At 72.5% G+C, this 16561-nt stretch carries 16 protein-coding genes; 5 read left to right on the forward strand and 11 right to left on the reverse strand.

Annotated features, from left to right (window positions below):
• Positions 1-22: 22 nt before the first annotated feature.
• The 4 genes from ACWF9Z_RS25580 to ACWF9Z_RS25595 all read right to left on the reverse strand — a co-directional run bounded on the left by ACWF9Z_RS25580 (position 23) and on the right by ACWF9Z_RS25595 (position 4638).
• Complete coding sequence (locus ACWF9Z_RS25580; protein ID WP_453605552.1) at positions 23-1123, reverse strand: quaternary amine ABC transporter ATP-binding protein; 1101 nt, start codon at positions 1121-1123, stop codon at positions 23-25.
• On the reverse strand, positions 1120-2709 hold the full coding sequence (locus tag ACWF9Z_RS25585; RefSeq protein WP_453605554.1) for a GMC family oxidoreductase: 1590 nt from the start codon (positions 2707-2709) through the stop codon (positions 1120-1122). The genes ACWF9Z_RS25580 and ACWF9Z_RS25585 overlap by 4 nt, the downstream gene beginning before the upstream one ends.
• A gap of 15 nt (positions 2710-2724) precedes the next feature.
• On the reverse strand, positions 2725-4209 hold the full coding sequence (locus tag ACWF9Z_RS25590) for an aldehyde dehydrogenase family protein (protein WP_453605556.1): 1485 nt from the start codon (positions 4207-4209) through the stop codon (positions 2725-2727).
• 237 nt (positions 4210-4446) lie between these two features.
• On the reverse strand, positions 4447-4638 hold the full coding sequence (locus ACWF9Z_RS25595; protein ID WP_453605558.1) for a hypothetical protein: 192 nt from the start codon (positions 4636-4638) through the stop codon (positions 4447-4449).
• A 477-nt stretch (positions 4639-5115) separates the two neighbouring features.
• Between ACWF9Z_RS25595 and ACWF9Z_RS25600 the strand changes: the two genes are divergently transcribed.
• A complete protein-coding gene (locus ACWF9Z_RS25600; protein ID WP_453605560.1) occupies positions 5116-5994 on the forward strand; it encodes an oxygenase MpaB family protein in 879 nt (292 codons plus the stop codon).
• A 21-nt stretch (positions 5995-6015) separates the two neighbouring features.
• Here the strand turns inward: ACWF9Z_RS25600 and ACWF9Z_RS25605 are convergent, their stop codons facing one another.
• Complete coding sequence (locus ACWF9Z_RS25605) at positions 6016-6441, reverse strand: profilin (RefSeq protein WP_453605562.1); 426 nt, start codon at positions 6439-6441, stop codon at positions 6016-6018.
• Positions 6442-6657: 216 nt separating this feature from the next.
• On the opposite strand from ACWF9Z_RS25605, the gene ACWF9Z_RS25610 reads away from it, so the two are divergent.
• Complete coding sequence (locus tag ACWF9Z_RS25610; protein ID WP_453605563.1) at positions 6658-7185, forward strand: hypothetical protein; 528 nt, start codon at positions 6658-6660, stop codon at positions 7183-7185.
• A 27-nt stretch (positions 7186-7212) separates the two neighbouring features.
• On the opposite strand, the gene ACWF9Z_RS25615 is transcribed toward ACWF9Z_RS25610, so the two are convergent.
• Positions 7213-8940: a thiamine pyrophosphate-dependent enzyme gene (locus tag ACWF9Z_RS25615; RefSeq protein WP_453605565.1), complete on the reverse strand. Its 1728-nt coding sequence runs from the start codon at positions 8938-8940 to the stop codon at positions 7213-7215.
• 59 nt (positions 8941-8999) lie between these two features.
• Positions 9000-10583 carry an FMN-binding glutamate synthase family protein gene (locus ACWF9Z_RS25620; RefSeq protein WP_453605566.1) on the reverse strand — a complete coding sequence of 528 codons (1584 nt, stop codon included), beginning with the start codon at positions 10581-10583 and terminating at the stop codon, positions 9000-9002.
• Between the two features lie 286 nt (positions 10584-10869).
• On the opposite strand from ACWF9Z_RS25620, the gene ACWF9Z_RS25625 reads away from it, so the two are divergent.
• Positions 10870-11718 (forward strand): aldo/keto reductase, encoded by an 849-nt coding sequence (locus ACWF9Z_RS25625; RefSeq protein ID WP_453605568.1) that lies wholly within the window; start codon positions 10870-10872, stop codon positions 11716-11718.
• A 136-nt stretch (positions 11719-11854) separates the two neighbouring features.
• Here ACWF9Z_RS25625 and ACWF9Z_RS25630 read toward each other — a convergent pair whose 3' ends face one another.
• The 4 genes from ACWF9Z_RS25630 to ACWF9Z_RS25645 all read right to left on the reverse strand — a co-directional run bounded on the left by ACWF9Z_RS25630 (position 11855) and on the right by ACWF9Z_RS25645 (position 15123).
• Positions 11855-12235, reverse strand: coding sequence for a hypothetical protein (locus tag ACWF9Z_RS25630; RefSeq protein ID WP_453605570.1), 381 nt, complete (start codon positions 12233-12235; stop codon positions 11855-11857).
• 1394 nt (positions 12236-13629) lie between these two features.
• Positions 13630-14088 (reverse strand): DUF2267 domain-containing protein, encoded by a 459-nt coding sequence (locus ACWF9Z_RS25635; RefSeq protein ID WP_453605572.1) that lies wholly within the window; start codon positions 14086-14088, stop codon positions 13630-13632.
• A gap of 54 nt (positions 14089-14142) precedes the next feature.
• Positions 14143-14538: a DUF2267 domain-containing protein gene (locus tag ACWF9Z_RS25640; RefSeq protein ID WP_453605574.1), complete on the reverse strand. Its 396-nt coding sequence runs from the start codon at positions 14536-14538 to the stop codon at positions 14143-14145.
• A 150-nt stretch (positions 14539-14688) separates the two neighbouring features.
• Entirely contained in the window at positions 14689-15123 is a 435-nt protein-coding gene (locus tag ACWF9Z_RS25645; protein WP_453605576.1) for an Hsp20/alpha crystallin family protein, read from the reverse strand.
• A 129-nt stretch (positions 15124-15252) separates the two neighbouring features.
• Between ACWF9Z_RS25645 and ACWF9Z_RS25650 the strand changes: the two genes are divergently transcribed.
• Positions 15253-15945, forward strand: coding sequence for an HSP18 transcriptional regulator (locus ACWF9Z_RS25650; protein WP_453605577.1), 693 nt, complete (start codon positions 15253-15255; stop codon positions 15943-15945).
• Between the two features lie 124 nt (positions 15946-16069).
• Positions 16070-16345 carry an isoamylase early set domain-containing protein gene (locus ACWF9Z_RS25655; RefSeq protein ID WP_453605579.1) on the forward strand — a complete coding sequence of 92 codons (276 nt, stop codon included), beginning with the start codon at positions 16070-16072 and terminating at the stop codon, positions 16343-16345.
• The last annotated feature ends 216 nt before the right edge of the window (positions 16346-16561 follow it).

Raw genomic sequence — 16561 nt, forward strand, 5'->3', positions numbered from 1 at the left:
GCCGCGGGAAGGGCGGGGCCGGTCATGCCGCCACCCCCCGTCCGGTGGCGCCGGGGAGACCGGCCACGACGGCGAGCAGGCCGGCGTCGTCGACGACGCCCAGGCAGCGGCCGCGGTCCACGACGCGGGCCGGGCCGCCGCTGCGGGCGACGGCCTGGATGGCCTCGACCACGGTGGTGGCCGGGCCCAGCGCGGGTCCCTGTTCCGCCTCGCCGGCGGTGGCGGGGCGCATCGCGGTGCGGACGGTGAGCACCTGTTCGCGGGGGATGTCGCGGACGAAGTCCCGTACGTAGTCGTCGGCGGGCGAGCCGACGATCTCCTCGGGCGTGCCGAGCTGCACGATGCGGCCGTCGCGCATCAGCGCGATCCGGTCGCCCAGGCGCAGGGCCTCGGCGAGGTCGTGGGTGATGAAGACCATGGTGCGGCCCTCTTCGTGGTGGAGCCGGGCGACCTCTTCCTGCATCTCGCGGCGGATGAGGGGATCGAGCGCGCTGAACGGCTCGTCGAACAGGAGCACTTCGGGGTCGCAGGCGAGGGCGCGGGCCAGGCCGACGCGCTGCTGCTGGCCGCCCGAGAGCTGGCCGGGACGGCGGTCCTCCAGTCCTTCGAGGCCGACCTTGGCGACGAGCTCGCCGGCCTTGCGGCGCCGGTCGCCGCGTCCGACGCCCTGGATCTCCAGCCCGTACGCCACGTTGTCGAGGACGGTGCGGTGCGGGAGCAGTCCGAAGTGCTGGAAGACCATGGCGGCGCGGTGGCGGCGCAGGCCGCGGAGCCGGGCGGTGTCCATGGCGAGGACGTCCTCGCCGTCGATGGCGAGGCTTCCGGCGGTGGGCTCGATGAGCCGGGTGAGGCAGCGCACGAGGGTGGACTTGCCGGAGCCGGACAGACCCATCACGACGAACACCTCGCCCTTGCGGACGTCGAAGGTGACGTCGCGGACGGCCGCGGTACAACCGGTGCGTTCGCGCAGTTCGGTGGCGGAGAGGTCGGCGTCGGCGGAGCCGGGGACCTTCGCGGCGGCCTTCTGGGGGCCGAAGACCTTCCACAGGCCGTCCACGGAGAAGACGGGGGGTGCGGCGGGGCCGGCGGGCGCGGCAGGGGTGGTGTTCACCATGGCGGTCATCGGGCACCGCCTTCGCGCACCAGCAGTTCGGCTGCCTTTTCGCCGACCATGAGCACTCCGATCATCGGGTTGACCGCGGGCATCGTGGGGAAGACGGAGGCGTCCGCGATGCGGATGCCTTCGAGCCCGCGGATCTTCAGGTCCGGGCCCACGACGGCCCCGGGGTCGTCGTGGGCACCCATCCGGCAGGTGCCGGCCGGATGGTAGACGGTGTGCGCGACGGCGCGGGCGTAGGCGCTCAGCTCCTCGTCGCCGGTGATCTCCGGGCCGGGGCACACCTCGCGCCCCAGCCAGCCGGCGAGGGGCTCGGTCGCGGCGATCTCGCGGGCGAGCTTGATGCCGTCCACCAGGGTCCGGCCGTCGTAGTCGTCCTCGTCCGTGAAGTAGCGGAAGTCCAGGGCCGGTTTGACCTCGGGGTCCGCACTGGTCAGGTAGAGGCGGCCGCGGCTGCGGGGCTTGGGGATGTTGGGGGTCATCGACACGCCGTGCGCGGGGCGTTCGTAGCCGAGGCGCTCGGGATTGTCGGTGAAGGGGACCTGGTAGAAGTGGAACATCAGGTCGGGCCCCGGCGATCGGGGATCGCGCCGGACGAACAGCCCCGCGTCGCTGTCCATCGCGGAGTTCTCCGGTATCGGGCCGTCGGTCTCCCAGACGATCACCGACTCGGGGTGGTCGAGGAGGTTCTCGCCGACCCCGGGCAGGTCGTGCACCGGGGGGATGCCGAGGGCTTCGAGGTCCGCGCGTGGTCCGATGCCCGAGTGGAGCAGCAGCCGGGGGGTGTCCACGGCGCCGGCGCACACCAGTACCTCCCGGCGTGCGGTGACGAGGGACTCCGTACCGTCCGAGGCGCGTACGTGGACTCCGCGCGCGCGGGTGACGTCGAATTCCAGGCGGTGGGCCCACGTCTCCAGCAGGATCGTGAGGTTGGGGCGTTCGTCCATGACGGGGTGGAGGTAGGCCACGGACGCGGAGGAGCGCTTGTTGTCCTCGGGGTGGTAGGCGAGGTCGAAGAAGCCGGCACCCTCGTGGAAGGGTTTCCGGTTGAAGCCCTCGACCCGCGGGACGCCCAGGGCGGTCTGCGCGGAGTCGACGAAGTCGCGTGCGATGGCGTTGCGGTCCTTCTCGGCCACCGGGACGATGTTGTTGAGGAGCTTGTCGAAGTACGGGTCCATGGCGGCCGCGTGCCAGCCCTCGGCTCCCGCTCGCGACCATTCGTCCCAGTCGGACGGGAGCGGCTTGAAGGCGATGAGGGTGTTGTGCGAGGAGCAGCCGCCGAGGACGCGGGCGCGGCTGTGGCGGATGTGCGAGTTGCCGCGGGGCTGCTCGGTGGTGGGGTAGTCGTAGTCGAGCTCGCCGCCGAGCAGGCCCATCCAGCGGCGCAGGGTGAGCACCTCGGGACGGTCGACGTCGCTGGGGCCGCCCTCGATGACGGCGACGGTGACGTCCGGGTCCTCGGTCAGGCGGGAGGCGATCACCGAGCCGGCGGTGCCGCCGCCGACGACGACGTAGTCGTACTCCTGCTCCTGCCGCTGCTCGCGGGGCGCGGGGGCGGGCGTGGGCGTGGGCGTGGGCGTGGGGATGGTCATGGCTCTGTTCCTCCTTCAGCCCGCGAACCAGCGCACGGGGCGCGGGTCGAGGTTCTGGTACACGTGCTTGGACTCGCGGTACTCGGCCAGGCCCGACGGGCCGAGCTCGCGCCCGATGCCGGACTTGCCGAAGCCGCCCCACTCCGCCTGCGGGAGGTACGGGTGGAAGTCGTTGATCCAGACCGTGCCGTGGCGCAGCCGGCCCGCCACGCGGCGGCCGCGGCCCGGGTCGGAGGTCCACACCCCGCCGGCGAGCCCGTACTCGGTGTCGTTGGCGAGCGCCACGGCCTCGTCCTCGGTACGGAAGGTCTCGACGGTCAGGACCGGCCCGAAGACCTCTTCCCGTACGACGCGCATCCCGCGGTGGCAGCGGTCCAGCACGGTGGGCCGGTAGAAGTAGCCGGGGCCGTCGGGCCGTTCGCCGCCGGAGCGGAGCACGGCTCCCTCGGCGAGGGCGGAGGCCACGTACTCCTCGGTGCGTTCGCGCTGGGCGGCGGACACCAGCGGTCCGCACTCCACGCCCGGGTCGGTGCCGCGGCCGAGGCGGACGAGGTCGGCCCGGCGGGCGAGTTCGGCGACGAACCGCTCGGCGACGTTCTCCTCGACGATGAGCCGGGAGCCGGCGGAGCAGACCTGGCCGCTGTGCATGAAGGCGGCGTTGAGGGCCTGGTCGACGGCGGTGTCGAAGCCTTCCTCGGTGGCACAGGCGTCGGCGAAGACGACGTTGGGGTTCTTGCCGCCGAGTTCGAGGGCGACCTTCTTGACGGAGTCGGCCGCCGCGCGCATCACCTTCGTACCGCTGGCCAGACCACCGGTGAAGGAGACGAGGTCGACGTCCGGGTGGGCGGAGAGGCGTGCGCCGACGGAGTCGCCGGGGCCGGTGACCAGGTTCGCCACGCCGGCGGGCAGTCCCGCCTCCGCCAGCAGGCCGATGAGGGCCACCGTGGTCAGCGGGGTGATCTCGCTGGGCTTGAGCACGAAGGTGTTGCCCGCGGCGAGGGCAGGCGCGATCTTCCAGGAGGCCTGGAGGAGCGGGTAGTTCCACGGAGTGATCAGGGCGCAGACCCCGACGGGCTCGTGGACGACGACGCTGTGGACGTCGGGGGTGCCGGCGTCGACCACGCGGCCCGCGCTCTCGCCGGCGACGAGGTCGGCGAAGTAGCGGAAGGCGTCGGCGACGCAGTCCACGTCGACGCGGCCCTCTTCCAGGGTCTTGCCCGCGTCGCGGCTCTCCAGCAGCCCGAGGCGTTCACGGTCGCGGTGGAGCAGGTCGGCGGTGCGGCGCAGCAGTGCGGCCCGCTCGAGGACGGGAGTCCGGGGCCACGTTCCGCCGTCGAAGGCCGCGCGGGCGGCACTGACGGCCGCGTCGGCATCCGCGGTGCCGCCCTCGGCGACGACGGCGAGGACCGTGGCGTCCGCCGGGTCCAGGACCTCTCGGGTGGCTCCTGATACCGCGGAACGCCAGGTCCCGGCGATGTGGATGGTCGTCTGCTCGGACACGACGCGCTGTACCTCCGATTGCGGCACCGCGGCCTCCCCGCGGTGGTGGTGCTCGTGCCCGGGTGCCCCGATTCGGGGAGGCTATGTCGTATCCCTCACGGGAAGTGACGGGAGTCACTCCCTGTCGCATGGAGGAGATAGTGGGTCAATTGGTGCATATGGGGCGGGGAGGGGCGTCGGCCGGGGCGGCCGGGGCGGCCGGGACCACCAGGGCGGCCCCGGGACCGGACGCTCCGGTCAGCGGGCGTGGTGCTGGATTCCACGCTGCCCGGGAATCCCGCCCCGTCGGGCCGTGGCGGACCGGCGGCGGGTGACCCGGCGCCGGCGGCCCGGGAACGGGTTGCTCCGCACAGGAGCATGGGGGGCCAGGGCCAGGAAGACCACGAAGGCGAGGACCGCGACGAGGATGAGCACGGTAGCGAGGGTCATGTTCCAGCCTTCCGTCGAGTAATGAGCAACTGTAGTTACTTGGTGTAACCGGAATATCGCCCCCTAAACACTCCGAGTGACGAACGGCCGGGCGGCGCCCCCGCGTCGGCGGTTTCACGCTCCCCCGCGCCGGTCACAGACGCGCGGCCCGCCGTGGGAGCCACCGCCGGTCGCGTACGTCGCAATCCACCGCAGGAGCCACCGGCCTCGCGATGGTGCTCCGCGCCGCACAACAGCGCCTCCGGCCAACGGGAGCCGGAAGGAAGCGAATTCCCCGTGCCGGGACCGGGACGGCCGTCGGTCATCGGAGGCGAGCCGGTTCCCTGCCGCATCACGAAGTCCCTCCCGGCACCATCCCCATGGCCGCCGCATACGACTCGGCCCCGTCGGAGCATGCACCGCGGTCACGGCGAACCGTCCGGGACGCCCCGGCCGGAACGAGCGGTGAGCCGGGCCCGCATCGGGTAGAACACCCCCATGGACATGACGGCGGCCGGGAGCGTGAAGCTGCGGGAGCGGCTCGGCTCGATGCTGTTCACCCGGGTGGCCGGACCGTCGGGCCCCGCCAACCGCGCCCGGATCCACGGCACGCCCGGCCCCCGCTGGTTCGGCCCCGAGCGGCCCATCCGCACGGTGCACGGCGACGCCTCGATGTTCATCGGAGGCCTGAGCGCCCTCCTGCTCCAGTCCCTGCACCCGCTCGCCATGGCCGCCGTCTCGGCGCACTCCGGCTTCCGCGGCGATCCGTGGGGCAGACTTCAACGCACCAGCACCTTCCTGGCCGTAACCACCTACGGCACCGCGCAGGACGCGCAGGACGCCGTCGACCGGGTGCGCGCGGTCCACGAACGGATACGGGGCACCACCACGGCGGGCGAGCCCTACCGCGCGGCCGATCCCCACCTCCTGGGCTGGGTGCACGCGGCCGAGGTGGACAGCTTCCTGCGTGCCCACCAGCGCTTCGGCGCGCACCCGTTGGACGCGGCGGCGGGCTGCGACGCCTACGTCGCGGACACCGCGCTGGTGGCGACGGCCCTCGGCGTGGTGGACCCACCGCGCGACCGGGCCGCGCTGACAGCCCTGCTGGCGGCGTACCGGCCGGAACTGCGGACCACGCCCGAGGCCCTCGACGCGGCCCGTTTCATCCTCCACCACCCTCCCCTGCCCTGGCCCGGCCGCGTCCCGTACGCGCTGCTCGCCGCGAACGCGGTCGCCCTGCTCCCCCCGTGGGCCCCCGCGCTGATCGGCCTGCGCCCCGTGACGGGTCCGAGGGCGGCCTGTGTGCGCCTGTCCGGGCACGCCCTGACGCGCACGATCCGATGGGCGATGTCCCCGCCGGCCCGACCGCCGGGCTGAGCCGGCGCCCCGACGGGAGGGTCAGGATGTCGACGGGGGCACCGTCGCGGTGTCCGGCGCGGGCCCCTGCCGGGAACGGCCCGCGAGCACGTCCGCGAGGTTCCCCAGGGTCAGGACGGCGTCCTCGGGCCGGTGGCCTTCCCGGTACAGGCCGACCACGACGTACGGGGGGTTGCGCACCGCCACGACCCCGGCGCCGCCGTGCCTGCCGTGCAGGAGGCGCCGGTCCGCTTCCGCGGCCACGTAGGTCACTCCTCCCACCGTGATCCCCGTGCCGACGGCGTCCGCCGGAGCGTCGAAGAGTCCGGCCAGCCGCCCGCCCTCCTGTTCCGTGGTCAGCGGCCGGCCGGCCGACGCCCAGACCGATCCGTCCTCGTGCAGGATCTCGGCGCGGACCACGGTCCCCGAGTCCATGGCTTCTTGCAGGTACAGCCTCGACTCCTCCACGGCGGCATCCCTCCTCGTCCGGGGCAGCCGTACCGGCGCCCGGGCCGTACCGGTGCCCGGCCTCCGGCCCCTCTGGCCGGCGCCGCGCACCGCGCCTACCCGTAAACCTGTCACATAAGGACGTATGCCACGAAAGGTGCGGGGTACGAGTGGTCCGACCGCCCGGACCGGCCGCCTGGGGGGTGTCAGCGGTTGCCCCGGGGGCAGACGCGAGCCATGTCTGGACTCCACGCGCGTCCCGCACTCGTCCGTTCCGCCCCGGAGACCGCAGTGTCCTCGCACGCCGCGAGGCACGGCCGCCGCGGAGGGTTCGCCAGAAGGCTGCGGCGCAGGATCCTCGCCTACCGTGACATCGAGTTCCTGTCCTCCCACATCCCCGGCACCGGTACCGCCACGGGCACAGGCACAGGCACCGGCATCGCCACCGGCACCGGACTCCAGGAGGAATGCCTGCTCCTCGTCCACGTCCGCAAGGTCGTCGGGCAGGTCCACTACCGCGCCTGCGCCGACTGCGGTCACGGCGTGATCACCGGTGTCGACATCGACCAGCCCTTCCACTCCAGCGGGCTCGATACCCGCGCCCTGTCCCACCTGCGCTCCCGCCACCCCGACCTCACCTGGCGCAGCACCCTGACACGGCGCACCACCCGGGACCTCCTGCGCCGCATGCGCATCCCCACCGCCGACGTGGCCGACACGGAATGCGCGCACACCGCGCCGGCCCCCGTACGGCCGGCCGCCTGACGCCCGACCCGGACGCGTGCGGCCCCGTCAGCCCTCGCGGCCCGGCAGGATTTCCTTGATCTTGGCCCTGGCGAATCCCCAGCCCTGCGACACCGTCGGCTTGCCCGGTACCGCCACTTCCTCGGGGTTGGTGAGGACGTCCAGCAGGACCGGGCCCGGCGTGGCGAAGGCCCGGCGCACCGCGTCGTCCAGCCCGGCCGGATCGGTGACCCTGATCCCCGTCAGGCCCAGGGCCGTGGCGACCGCGGCGAAGTCGGGGTTGTCGAGTTCCGTCCCGAACTCGGGCAGGCCCATCTGCTCCTGTTCGAGCTTGACCATGCCCAGCCTCCGGTTGTCGAAGACCACCAGTTTCACCGGCAGCCGGTACGTCTTGATCGTCATCAGGTCACCCAGCAGCATGCTCAGCCCGCCGTCCCCGCACAGGGCGACGATCTGCCGTTCCGGCGCCCAGAGCTGGGCCCCCATCGCCTGGGGCATGGCATTGGCCATCGAGCCGAGGTTGTACGAACCGATCAGGCGGCGGCCCCCGCGCATGGTGACGAAGCGCGAGAGCCAGACGGTGGCCATCCCGGTGTCGGAGGTGAAGACGGCGTCCTCGGCCGCGTACGCGTCCACCGCCGCGGCGAGGGCCTCGGGACGGATCTCGTGGTCACGGTTGTCCAGTGCCGCCCGCAGCTTCCCGGTCCAGCGGCGCTCGTGCGCGGGGTCGGCCAGCCCCTGCTGCTCTTCCTGCCACCGGACGAACCGGGCCCGCGCGTCGTCCAGGTGCGCGCGGTCGGGGACGGACTTCAGCAACGGCAGCAGGGCCCGCAGCGTGGCGCCCACGTCGCCGGCCAGGCCCACGTCCACGGGGGTACGGCGCCCCAGATGGTCCTCGCGCGCGTCGACCTGGACCACCTTGGCATCCGACGGATACCACTCCCGGTACGGGAAGTCGGTGCCCAGCATCAGGAGCGCCTCCCCGCTGTCGAGGGCGTGGGCGGCGGCGGGGTTGCCGATGAGGCCGGTCTGGCCCACCTGGAAGGGGTTGTCGTCCTCGAAGCCCTCCTTCGCCTTCAGGGTGAGGACCATGGGCGCCGCGAGCAGCTCGGCGGCCTCCAGGACCTCGGCGCGGGCCTCGCGGGCGCCCTGGCCGACGAGCAGGGTCACGCGCGAAGCCTCGTTCAGCAGTGCGGCGGCGCGCACGAGCGCCGGGTCGTCGGGGCGGGTGACGGCGCGGTCGAGGGCGAAGCGCGTGGGCCGGTCGTCGGTCAGCTCCTGGTCGCCGAGGTCGCCGGGAACGGTCAGGACGGCCACGCCGCCGCGCGTCACGGCGGCGCGTACCGCGGACTCGAGCAGGCGGGGCATCTGGTCCGGGGAGGTGACGGTGGCCCGGTAGACGGCCACGTCCCGGAAGAGCAGGTCGTTGTCGACTTCCTGGAAGTAGTCGCTGCCGATCTCGGCGAGGGGCACCTGCCCGCAGATCGCGAGGACGGGGGCGTGGCTCTTGGCGGCGTCGTAGAGACCGTTCAGGAGGTGTACGGAACCGGGTCCCACGGTGCCCATGCACACCCCGAGGGTGCCGGAGAGCTGGGACTGCGCCCCGGCGGCGAAGGCCGCGGCCTCTTCGTGCCGACAGCCGACCCACTCCAGGCCGTCGGTGGTGCGGATGGCGTCGGTCAGCGGGTTCAAGGCGTCTCCGACGACTCCGAAGACGTGCTGGACGCCCAGCTCCTTCAGTGCGTTGACGATCACGTGGGCGACGGTGCGTGCCACAGGAGTGCCCTTCGGTTCGGTGTGCGGCCGCCCGGTGCGAGGGCCGGGTCAGCCGGAGGTCAGCTCGTGAAGCGGTCGGGATCGGCCGCCTCCCAGTCGCCTGCCCAGCTCACGGGCGGAGATGCGAGCAGTTGTCCCGGGGTGAGCCAGGTGTGGAGTTCGGCGTAGGAGCGGACGGTGTGGGGGTCCACGCGGTGCAGCAGCATGTGGGGCCGCAGTCCGCGGGCGTCCTCCGCGCCCATCGACGCCATGATCTGGAGGGCGCTCTTGACGGTCGCCTCCTGGTAGCGCCGTACGCGCTGCGACTTGTCCCCGACGTCCACGGCGCGGGCGCGCCTCCCGTCCTGGGTCGCGACACCGACGGGGCAGGTGTTGGTGTGACAGCGCTGCGCCTGGATGCAGCCGATCGCGAACATCATGGCGCGGGCCGCGTTGGTGTAGTCCGCGCCCTGGAGGAGCCGTTTGACGAGGTCGCTCCCGGTGGCGACCTTGCCCGAGGCGCCGATCCTGACGCGGTCGCGCAGTCCGGTGCCCACGAGGGCGTTGTGCACGGTCATCAGCCCTTCGCCGAGCGGCTGGCCGACGTGGTCGGCGAACTCCAGGGGCGCGGCGCCCGTCCCGCCCTCCGCCCCGTCGACGACGATGAAGTCGGGCGCGGTGCCCTCCTCCAGCATGGCCTTGCACACCGCAAGGAACTCGCGGCGCGAACCGACGCACAGCTTGAAGCCGACCGGTTTGCCGCCGGCGAGTTCACGCATGCGGGCCAGGAAGCGCACCAGCTCGCGCGGGGTGGAGTACGCGCGGTGGTACGGCGGTGAGATCACGGTCTCCCCCTGCGGCACCCCGCGCACCTTCGCGATCTCCGCGGTGACCTTGGCCCCCGGCAGGACGCCCCCGATGCCGGGCTTGGCGCCCTGACTGATCTTCAGGGACACGCACTTGACCTGCGGGTGCGCGGCCTTCTCGGCGAACTCGCGCGCGTCGAACTCCCCGTCCTCGGTGCGGCATCCGAAGTATCCCGTGCCGATCTCCCACACGAGGTCCCCGCCGGGCCCCAGGTGGTACTCGGACAGGCCGCCCTCGCCGGTGTCGTGGGCGAAACCCCCCAGCTGTGCACCGGTGTTGAGGGCGAGGATCGCCGGGGCCGACAGGGAGCCGAAGCTCATCGCCGAGACGTTGAGCAGGGCCATGTCGTACGGCTGGGTGCAGTCGGGCCCGCCGATCCGGACCCGGGGCGCGTCGGCCGGTACCGGAAGGGGGGCCATGGACGGGATGAGGTATTCGCTGCCGGGCCGGTAGAGGTCGAGTTCGGTGCCGAACGGCTCCTCGGCGTCGGTGCCCTTGGCCCGCTCGTAGACGATGCTGCGGGTGTCGCGGTCGAAGGGGCGGCCCTCGACGTTGCGCTCGATGAAGTACTGCTGGATCTCCGGCCGAAGAGCCTCCATGGCGAACCGCAGGTGTCCGAGGAGGGGGTAGTTGCGCAGGAGGGAGTGCCGCCGTTGCAGGAGGTCGTGCACGGCGGTCACCACGAGCAGCAGCAGGGGTGCGGCCGCGGCCCACCACCAGGGTGAGGAGAGGAAGGCAGTGCCCGAGGCGAGGACCGCCGTCGCACCGAGCAGGACCACGAGAAGTATCTTCAGCACGCCCTGCTTGTGTCCGGATGGCCGCACACCAATCGCGGCCGGGCCCTCCGGTCGGTGCGGGGAGGGCGGGACGGTGCCGGACATCGCCGCGGCGGGTCCACATGGAGCACCGCCCGTGAGGAACCGCCTCGTGGCGGGTACCGCTGAACGAGCCCCGGATGCGACCGTCCGCGCCGGTCCGCGCTCCGCTCCGAACGCCCGGCAGCCGGACGGGCGCCCCTCCCCCACCACCCACCCGCCGACCCGCCCACCCGCCCACCCGCACCGAGCTACGTGAGGAACCCGTATGCACCGCGTCACCCTGAACAACGGCGTCGAGATGCCCGTCCTCGGTTTCGGCGTCTACCAGATCCCCGCCGAGGAGACCGAGCGGGCCGTCGGCGACGCCCTCGCCGCCGGCTACCGCTCCCTGGACACCGCCGCCGCCTACGGCAACGAGGAGGCCGTAGGCCGTGCGATCCGGTCCAGCGGGATCGCGCGCCGGGATCTGTTCGTCACCACCAAGCTGTGGGTCTCCGACGCCGGCGAGGACAAGGCCGCGCGCGCCTTCGAGACCTCGCTGCGCAAGCTCGGCCTCGAGCAGCTCGACCTGTATCTGATCCACCAGCCCTACGGCGACGTTTACGGGTCCTGGCGCGCCATGGAGAGACTGCAGCGGGAGGGCCTGGTCAGGGCGATCGGCGTCTCGAACTTCCACGGCGACCGGCTCGTGGACCTGATCGACCACAACGAGATCACCCCGGCGGTCAACCAGGTCGAGACCCACCCCTTCCACCAGCGCGCCGCCGACCAGGAGCTCATGCGCGAGCGCGGCGTGCAGATCGAGTCCTGGGGGCCCTTCGCGGAAGGCCGCAACAACCTCTTCACCCACCCGGTGCTCGCGAAGACCGCGGCCGCGCACGGCAAGACGGTGGCGCAGGTCGTGCTGCGCTGGCTCGTCCAGCGCGGCGTCGTGGTCATCCCCAAGTCGGTGCGGCCCGAGCGCATGGCGGAGAACCTCGACGTCTTCGACTTCGAGCTCACCGCCGAGCAGATGGCGTCCGTCGCCGCCCTGGACACCGGGGCGTCGCTGTTCTTCGACCACCGCGACCCCGTCATGGTCAGCCGGCTCGGCAACCACGTCCTGGACGACTGAGCCGCCTCCGCCCCGCCCGTCTCCTGGGCGACCGAGCCCGCCTCCGCCCCGCCCGTTCCCTCGTCCGACGCTCACCGTCAGAACCCCACCGTGAGCGGGACGCGTACCCGTACCACCGGGACACGCCGGAGGGATCTCAGGAGGAGGCGAAGCGGGTCACGCCGGTGATCCGGCACGTGACCGGGGCGTCGACCTGCGCGAGGCTCTGGGCCCGGTCGTGGGCGACTTGGCCCGGGGCCAGGTGGGTGAGGGCGGCGTGGGCTTCGGTGAGGCGCTCTCCCGACGGCCCCACGAACTCCACGCTGACGGTGTAGTCGCTCGGCTTGCTGCTGCGGTTCGTGACGTCGAGATCGGCATGGGGCCACTTCGTGTCGGCGTCCACGGTGCAGCCCGCGAGCTTCACGTCCCCCGCCGGCCCGCCGGGATCGTCGCGCTTCGGGTCCTCCACCGTGGCCACGAGCGCGAGGAAGGCGATGAGGGCGATCACCCCGAGCAGGACGAGCGCCCCTACGACCAACGCGACGACCAGACACGTCCGCGACTGCCGCGGTGGCTGTGGTGGCCGGGCTCCCCAGCCACCGCCGGGGGAAGAAGGCTGTTGACCGGACGGCATCGCCATCGCTTCACCTCTGTCGTACGACTCCCTCCACGGTGCTCCAGATCCGCGGCACCAGCACGTCGACGGGCAGGGGATCACAGCGGGCGTCTTCGCGACGGCCGGGGCAGGCCCAACAGGGCGCGGTGTGGTGCTCGTCGCGTCACGTCGCGTCCCCGAACGCACGGAGGGGCCCTGATGCCTGTGGCACCAGGGCCCCGAAGGAACTGCTACACCATCTGCCGGCCTTCGTCCTGCGCCGGCTCTCTGTTTCCGCCCACCCGACCTGAACTCTGCCGGGGCTGCGGGGATCGCGGTTGCTTGACCGGAGACCACCTCACTGTCGATGTCCTGCGGTACCCGGGCTCAGCCTTCGACCCGGGCGATCCTGATGGCGGTCAACTCCTCCGTTCTTCCCTCGGTGATCACCTACTTGACGAGCGGCACACCGCGGCACCGCTCACGGCGGCCCCTGATCACTGCGGGCCACCCGGTCCGGTGGTCAGTCCCGTCGCCACCCTGCAACCGCTTCGGCTTCGACACTCCACCACCGCACCGTTCTGCGTACTGCCTCCTGCGACTACGGGTACTGCTGCCCGGCAGTTCGTCCCTGCCGGGCCCTTCGGTCTCTCTGGGCTACGAGAGAAACCATAACCACGTCACAAGGCAATGTCTACTTCAGCCGCGATAGATTTTCGCGTGTTCGACGGTGAGGTAATCGATCTCGAACAGCGCAGGTCGGATCACCGGCCGGCGGCGGCCGGCGGGCGGGCGTGCGTGGGCTCAGGACCCGAAGAGACGCAGGACGCGGGGGGCGTTCGGCAGGTCCTCGGGGGCCGTCGCCGTTCCGGTCAGGGGCATCAAGTGCCCGTTGGCGCATTCGCCGGGCCTCTGATGGTCGATCTCCCAGTCCCGGCCCGCCGGGCTGGAAGCCGAACTGGTGGCGTAAAGGGGCTGCCGGCAGGAGCGGCACCAGTAGAAGGACCCCGGCCTCACGCCGCCTCCCCGCAGGGAATCAGGACGGCCCGGCGAACTGCTCGCGCCGGGGGCCCGTGGGGCGGGGCGCCGGGTGGAGTGTGGTGGGGGCGGGGCCCCGAGAAGCGGAATCTGTCGTTCACAGCAGCTGAAACGATCCGGCGCCACCCGACGTCACCGTCATCGCAGGGTCTTCCCGTCGCCATGGATCCGAGGTCCGTCCACGGAAGCAGACCCGGGGCCACTCCGCGGCGGACACGCCGTACCGCCCCCTCGCCCTCGCCCCCTCGCCGCCATCGCCCGACGGCGGCGACAGCAGCCCGGCCCACGGCGCGGGGCCGTCAGGCGGCCATGGGCTGGGGCCGGAGCAACTGCGCCTGCCCGAAGAGGAGGGCATAGCCCTCGGGGAGCTGCCGCAGGATGCGGGAGAGGAGGTCGGGCCCCGCGAGGACGGAGACCGGCGCGAGGACGGCTCCGGTGTCCCAGCGGGCGGTGGCTGGCGTGCCGCCCGTGCGGGCCGCGAGGTCCTTCACGAACTCCCATCCGTCGAGGTGGCCGGCGAGGTGTCCGGCGGCGGGGACCGACGCGGTCAGGGCGAGGGCCGCCTCGACGGGCAGGCAGCGGGCGAGGTCGACGCGTTCGTCGCCGGTCAGCTGCCGGCCCAGCGCGGCGAGGACCGCGCGGACGGCGGCCTCGGCGCGCTCCCGGGTGGGGTACGCGCCCTCGTAGCGGACGCGTTCGAGCATCTGGTGGTACGTCATGGCCACGAGGGAGCGTTCCGGGCCGCTCTGGTCGTACATGACGGCGTCGTCCTTTCTGGAGGGAGTGCCGGGGGGCTCGGCCGATGTGCGGGGTCAGGTGGGCTGGGGGTGACCGAAGAGGAGGTCGTAGCCCGGAGGGAGCTGGAGCAGGACCTCGCGGATGAGGATGTCGCCCGCGGCGGCGGCCACCGTGGACAGGACGGCTCCGATGTCCCACAGCGCCGTCTTCTCGGTGGCGCCGTCGATCCAGGCCGCGGTCGCGCGGACGAAACGCTCGGCCGAGAGCGGCTCCGCGGCCTGGAGGGGGTTGAGGAGGATCAGGGCGTAGGTTTCGGGCAGTCGGGCCGCGAGCTCGGCACGGACGGTCCCGACGAGGTGGGCACCCAGCAGGGCCAGGACGACACGGGCCGCCCGTTCGGCTTCCGCTGGACTCGCGTACTCGCCGCGTTCCCGTACGTGGGCCAGAAACGACTCCCGGCGCATCGACATCACGTCACCTCCGGAGAAGGGGAACGGGAAGAGGAGCGGGAAAAGGAGCGGGAAGGGGAGCGGGAAGGGGAGCGGGATGAGCGGCGGAGACCCGGGGGCCGGGTCCGCAGGGGGCCGGCACCCCGGGCCTCCGCCGCCGGCAGGAAACGCTCAGTCCGTGAGCTGCTTGCGGCCGGACTCGCCGCCGATGCTGATCTTGCGGGGCTTGGCGCGCTCCGCGATCGGGATGCGCAGGGTCAGGACGCCCGCTTCGTAGTCGGCCTCGATGCGCTCGGTGTCGAGGGTGTCGGCCAGCATGACCTGGCGGGAGAAGACACCGAGGGGCCGCTCGGAGAGTTCCCTCTGCACACCCTCGGACTGCCCCGTGGGCCGGCGCTCGGCCTTGACCGTCAGCATGTTCCGCTCGACGTCGATGTCGATCGCCTCGGTGCTCACTCCGGGGAGGTCGAAGGCGATCACGTACACGTCATCCTGGCGGTAGGCGTCCATCGGCATCACGGACGGCTTCGACCACGTACCCGACGTACCCGAGAGCTGCTGGACGATCCGGTCCATCTCGCGGAACGGGTCAGTGCGCATCAACATCGCGAAACACCTCCACTTGGTTCAGGCAGAAACTGCCAATGCGCTTCAACGTGCTTCCGTTGTAACATGTCATCGAAGCGATGACAAGCAGGATGTCACCTGGAGGGTGACAGAGGCAGGGAGTACCCCATGAACGAGTCCGCCCCGACGGCACCGCAGGTCTCCTTCCTCGCGGCGGCCGCGGCGCTGGAGGCCATCGATCAGGCCGTCAGGGCCGCCCGCCGAACAGCGGCGGAATCGCCGGAGGCCGCTCCGCCGACAGCGGCGTCGGCGGCCGCGGAGCCCGCGCGGGACGCGGGCCCGGACGCGGCTCTGGCCGCGTTGCTGCTGCTGCGCGAGGTCCGCGAGCAGCTCGCCGGGTGGGAGAGCGGGCTGATCGAGACCGCCCGCGGGCGGGGCGCGAGCTGGGCCGACCTCGCCGGCCCCCTCGGGGTCGCCAGCCGCCAGGCCGCCGAACGGCGCTACCTCCGGCTGCGTCCCGGTGCCGACGGAAGCACCGGCGAGCAGCGCGTCCAGGCCATGCGCGACACCCGCGCGGCCGACCGCTCCGTGACCGCCTGGGCCCGCGACAACGCCGCCGATCTACGTCGGCTCGCCGGTCAGGTCACCTCCCTCACCGGCCTCTCCGCCGACGCCGAGGGCGCCGTCGGCGACCTGAACCTGGCCCTCGCCGACAGCGACGCCGCCCGCCTCGTCCGCCCTCTGACCGACACCCGCGCCCACCTGCGGCCCGAGGACTCCGAGCTCGCCGAACGCATCGACACGCTGACCCGGCACACGGACCAGCTCCGCCGGGACACCCACGACCAGCGCAACGCCTGATCCGGATCCGGAGACCGGCCGGGTGAGATCCGCCCGCCTGCGGCCGCGTGCCACCGCACCGGGCTCCCGCAGCGGCGAGGATGCACGGGCTCGTTCCCTTTCCTTTCGCGGCTGGAGTCCTCCCGTGCTCGAACGCAAGCAACTGAAGAACCGGGCCCAGGTCACCTTCGTCCTCCCCGAGGACACCCCCGACGGCCCGGTCAGCGTGGTGGGAGACTTCAACCACTGGAATCCCGCCGCCCACCCCCTTCAGTCGCGCGGCGACGGCACCCGCACCGCGACCGTCACCCTCCCCCGGCACGGCGCGCACTCCTTCCGCTACCTCGCCGCGGACGACCACTGGTTCGACGACGAGCAGGCGGACAGTCACGACGGCACCAACGGCCGCCTCCACACCTGATCCACCTGATCCCTGATCCACCGGGCCTACCGGGCCTACCGGATCCACTTGACCCCGCCCGCCACCCGCCGGCCCGGGTGGGGGGAAATTCTGGACGCGTCGAGGCCGGGGCGCCCCCCCCCGGGGGCCCCCCCGCGCCGGAACCGTGCCCCCCCCCCCGCCGGGGGGGGCCGTATTATATCACCACCCCCGCGGTGTCGTATAAAAAAAAACCCG

Source organism: Streptomyces sp. NPDC054961 (genome assembly GCF_053609145.1).

Bases quoted from the DNA above. Each gene is read 5' to 3' on its own strand.
- ACWF9Z_RS25580 (WP_453605552.1), bottom strand. From the start codon at position 1,123: ATGACCGCCATGGTGAACACCACCCCTGCCGCGCCCGCCGGCCCCGCC.
- ACWF9Z_RS25585 (WP_453605554.1), bottom strand. From the start codon at position 2,709: ATGACCATCCCCACGCCCACGCCCACGCCCACGCCCGCCCCCGCGCCC.
- ACWF9Z_RS25595 (WP_453605558.1), bottom strand. From the start codon at position 4,638: ATGACCCTCGCTACCGTGCTCATCCTCGTCGCGGTCCTCGCCTTCGTG.
- ACWF9Z_RS25600 (WP_453605560.1), top strand. From the start codon at position 5,116: ATGGACATGACGGCGGCCGGGAGCGTGAAGCTGCGGGAGCGGCTCGGC.
- ACWF9Z_RS25610 (WP_453605563.1), top strand. From the start codon at position 6,658: ATGTCTGGACTCCACGCGCGTCCCGCACTCGTCCGTTCCGCCCCGGAG.
- ACWF9Z_RS25625 (WP_453605568.1), top strand. From the start codon at position 10,870: ATGCACCGCGTCACCCTGAACAACGGCGTCGAGATGCCCGTCCTCGGT.
- ACWF9Z_RS25635 (WP_453605572.1), bottom strand. From the start codon at position 14,088: ATGTACGACCAGAGCGGCCCGGAACGCTCCCTCGTGGCCATGACGTAC.
- ACWF9Z_RS25640 (WP_453605574.1), bottom strand. From the start codon at position 14,538: ATGTCGATGCGCCGGGAGTCGTTTCTGGCCCACGTACGGGAACGCGGC.
- ACWF9Z_RS25645 (WP_453605576.1), bottom strand. From the start codon at position 15,123: ATGTTGATGCGCACTGACCCGTTCCGCGAGATGGACCGGATCGTCCAG.
- ACWF9Z_RS25650 (WP_453605577.1), top strand. From the start codon at position 15,253: ATGAACGAGTCCGCCCCGACGGCACCGCAGGTCTCCTTCCTCGCGGCG.